Here is a 3,012-nt window from a genome sequence, read left to right as displayed (position 1 = left end):
CCCGCCGCACACCCGGCCGGGCACCGCCCCGCCCCGTCGGGAGGCCGCTCCTACACGGAAAGAGTGGCCACCCCGGACGGAATGGCCACTCTTTCGGTGTACGTGCGCGGGTCGTCACCCCGCCGACGGGGGTGGGTCAGCCGTTGGCGGCGATGTCGTCGACCAGGTGGACCAGGGTGCGGACCGGGACGCCGGTGCCGCCCTTGGTCCAGTAGCCGGTCGGCTCGCCCGAGTGGTAGCCCGGCCCGGCGATGTCGATGTGTGCCCAGGCCACGTCGTCGGCGACGAACTCGCGCAGGAACACCCCGCCCTGCAGCATGTGGCCGGCCCGGTCCATCCCGGCGTTGACCTGCGAGATGTCGGCGACGTCGGAGTCCATGCCCTTGCGCACGTCGTCCGGCAGCGGCATCGGCCAGGCCGGCTCGCCGGTCGCCTCGCCGGCGGCCTTCACCCGCTCGCACAGCTCCGGGCTGCCCATCACGCCGGCGATCTTCTTGCCCAGCGCGATGACCTGCCCGCCGGTCAGGGTGGAGGTCTCGAAGAGGTAGTCGCAGCCGTCCGCGCAGGCCCGGGCGATCGCGTCGGCCAGGATCATCCGGCCCTCGGCGTCGGTGTTGAGCACCTCCACCTTCTTGCCGTTGAACATGCTGATCACGTCGCCCGGCCGGTACGACGTGCCGGACGGCATGTTCTCCGCCATCGGCAGGTACCCGGTCACCGCCACGGACGGCTTGAGCGCGGCGATCGCCAGCATGGCGGCGCCCACCGCGGCGGCCCCGGCCATGTCGGACTTCATCTCCCACATGCCCTGCGCCGGCTTGATCGAGATGCCGCCGGTGTCGAAGGTGATGCCCTTGCCGACCAGCGCGACCCGCTTGCCGGTGCCGCCACCGGCCGGGGTGTAGCTCAGCTTCACCAGTCGCGGCGGAGCCTCCGAGCCCTGGCCGACGGCGATGATGCCGCCGTAGCCGCCGGCGCGCAGCGCCGCCTCGTCCAGCACCTCGACCTCCAGCCCGGCCTCCCGGGCGGCGGTGGCCACCGCGTCGGCGAAGGCCGGCGGGCGCAGCTCGTTCGGGGCCGTGTTGACCCAGTCCCGGCTGCGCCGGACGGCGTCGGCGACCGCCTGGGCGCGGGCCACCTCGGCCTGGGCGGCGGCGTCGCCCGCGTCCGGCACGGCGACCAGCACCTCGGCCACCGGCTCCCGGCGGGTCGGCTGCGGCCGGGTCTTGTAGCCGGCGAACCGGTAGCCGCCGAGCAGCGCGCCCTCGGCCACCGCGCGCAGCGCGGTCGCGGCGTCGGCGTCGTCGGGCACCGGCAGGGCGAGCGCCACCCGGGGCGCGCCGGCCAGGGCTCGGACGGCCGCGCCGGCGGCGCGGCGCAGGGTCTCCGGAGCCGGGGCGGCGCCGGAGGGCTCCGGGCCGAGCCCGACGGCGGCGACCAGCGGGGCGGTCACCGTGCCCAGGGTGGCCAGCTTGACCACCTCGCCGGGGCCGCCGGTCGCGCCGAGCAGCGCCAGCGTCTCGGTCAGCTTGCCGTCGAAGGCGGCGGCGATGCTCTCCGCGCCACTGGCGAGCAGCAGGGTGCCGGCGAGGCCGCTGGTGGCGTCCTGCTCTCCGGTCTGGCTGTGCACGCCGATCACGATCGCGTCGACGGCAAGCTCGGCGGGGTCGGTGTCGACCAGGCTCAGGGTGGTGCTGGGCGATGTCACTGAAGCTACTCCGGGCGGGCCGGGCCGGCCGCGTCGTCGCGTACCGGCGATGAAGGTCTCCGGCGGACCGTACCCGCCGGATGTCGGGGCTGTCCCGCCGACGGCTCCGGCGGGTCCCGCCGATGCTAACCAGCCGGTGGGCTGCCGGTAAGTTGCCACCCATGACCGACGTGACCTCCGAGGCCGCCGCGACCCGGCTGCGCCGTTCCCCGCTGCACGAGCGGCACACCGCTCTCGGCGCCAAGTTCGCCCCGTTCGGTGGCTGGGAGATGCCCCTGGAGTACGCCGGCGGCGGGGTGCTCAAGGAGCACACCGCGGTGCGTACCGCGGTCGGCGTCTTCGACGTCTCGCACCTGGGCAAGGCGCGGGTGGCCGGCCCCGACGCGGCGGAGTTCGTCAACGCCTGCCTGAGCAACGACCTGGGCCGGATCGGGCCGGGCCGGGCGCAGTACACGCTCTGCTGCGACGACGCCACCGGCGGCGTGGTGGACGACATCATCGCCTACCTGCACGGCGACGACCACGTCTTCCTCATCCCGAACGCCGCGAACACCGCCGAGGTGGTGCGCCGGCTGCGCGCCGCCGCGCCGGCGTCGGTCACGGTCACCGACGAGCACGAGGCGTACGCGGTCCTCGCCGTGCAGGGGCCGCGCTCGGCCGACCTGCTCGGCGCGCTCGGCCTGCCCACCGGGCACGAGTACATGAGCTTCTCCACCGCCACCCTCGACGGGGTGCCGCTGACCGTCTGCCGCACCGGCTACACCGGCGAGCTGGGCTACGAACTGGTGGTGCCGGCCGAGCACGCCGTCGCGGTCTGGGACGCGCTCTTCGCCGCCGGCGCGACGTACGAGCTGCGCGCCTGCGGGCTGGCCGCCCGGGACACCCTGCGCACCGAGATGGGGTACCCGCTGCACGGGCAGGACCTGTCGCTGGAGATCAGCCCGGTGCAGGCCCGCTCCGGCTGGGCGGTCGGCTGGGACAAGCCGGCCTTCTGGGGCCGGGACGCGTTGCGCGCCGAGAAGGCGGCCGGCCCCCGGCGTACGCTGCGCGGCCTGGAGGCCGTGGACCGGGCCATCCCGCGCCCCGGCATGACGGTGCACGTCGGCGACACGTCGGTCGGCGCCATCACCAGCGGCACCTTTTCGCCGACGAGGAAGCAGGGCATCGCCCTGGCCCTGCTCGACACCGCCGCCAACCTGGCCGACGGCGACCTGGTCGAGGTCGACATCCGCGGCCGCCGCGCCCAGATGCGCGTCACCCGTCCCCCCTTCGTCCACCCCTCGGTCAAGTAACCCCCCGGGGAC

General features: G+C 75.1%; 2 protein-coding genes. One reads left to right on the top strand and one right to left on the bottom strand.

Features of this window, described 5'->3' with window-relative positions; translation table 11 throughout:
* Positions 1-136 precede the first annotated feature (136 nt).
* Entirely contained in the window at positions 137-1,708 is a 1,572-nt protein-coding gene (locus tag DLJ47_RS03995; RefSeq protein WP_109898751.1) for a leucyl aminopeptidase, read from the bottom strand.
* A gap of 161 nt (positions 1,709-1,869) precedes the next feature.
* Here DLJ47_RS03995 and gcvT point away from each other — a divergent pair, with 161 nt between their 5' ends.
* On the top strand, positions 1,870-3,000 hold the full coding sequence (gene gcvT / locus DLJ47_RS03990; protein ID WP_109898750.1) for a glycine cleavage system aminomethyltransferase GcvT: 1,131 nt from the start codon (positions 1,870-1,872) through the stop codon (positions 2,998-3,000).
* The last annotated feature ends 12 nt before the right edge of the window (positions 3,001-3,012 follow it).

It is taken from the genome of Micromonospora sp. S4605, from assembly GCF_003176715.1.
GTDB lineage: Bacteria > Actinomycetota > Actinomycetes > Mycobacteriales > Micromonosporaceae > Micromonospora > Micromonospora echinaurantiaca.
The sequence above is the reverse complement of the archived record's forward strand: the minus strand, read 5'-3'. Positions and strand labels throughout refer to the sequence as shown.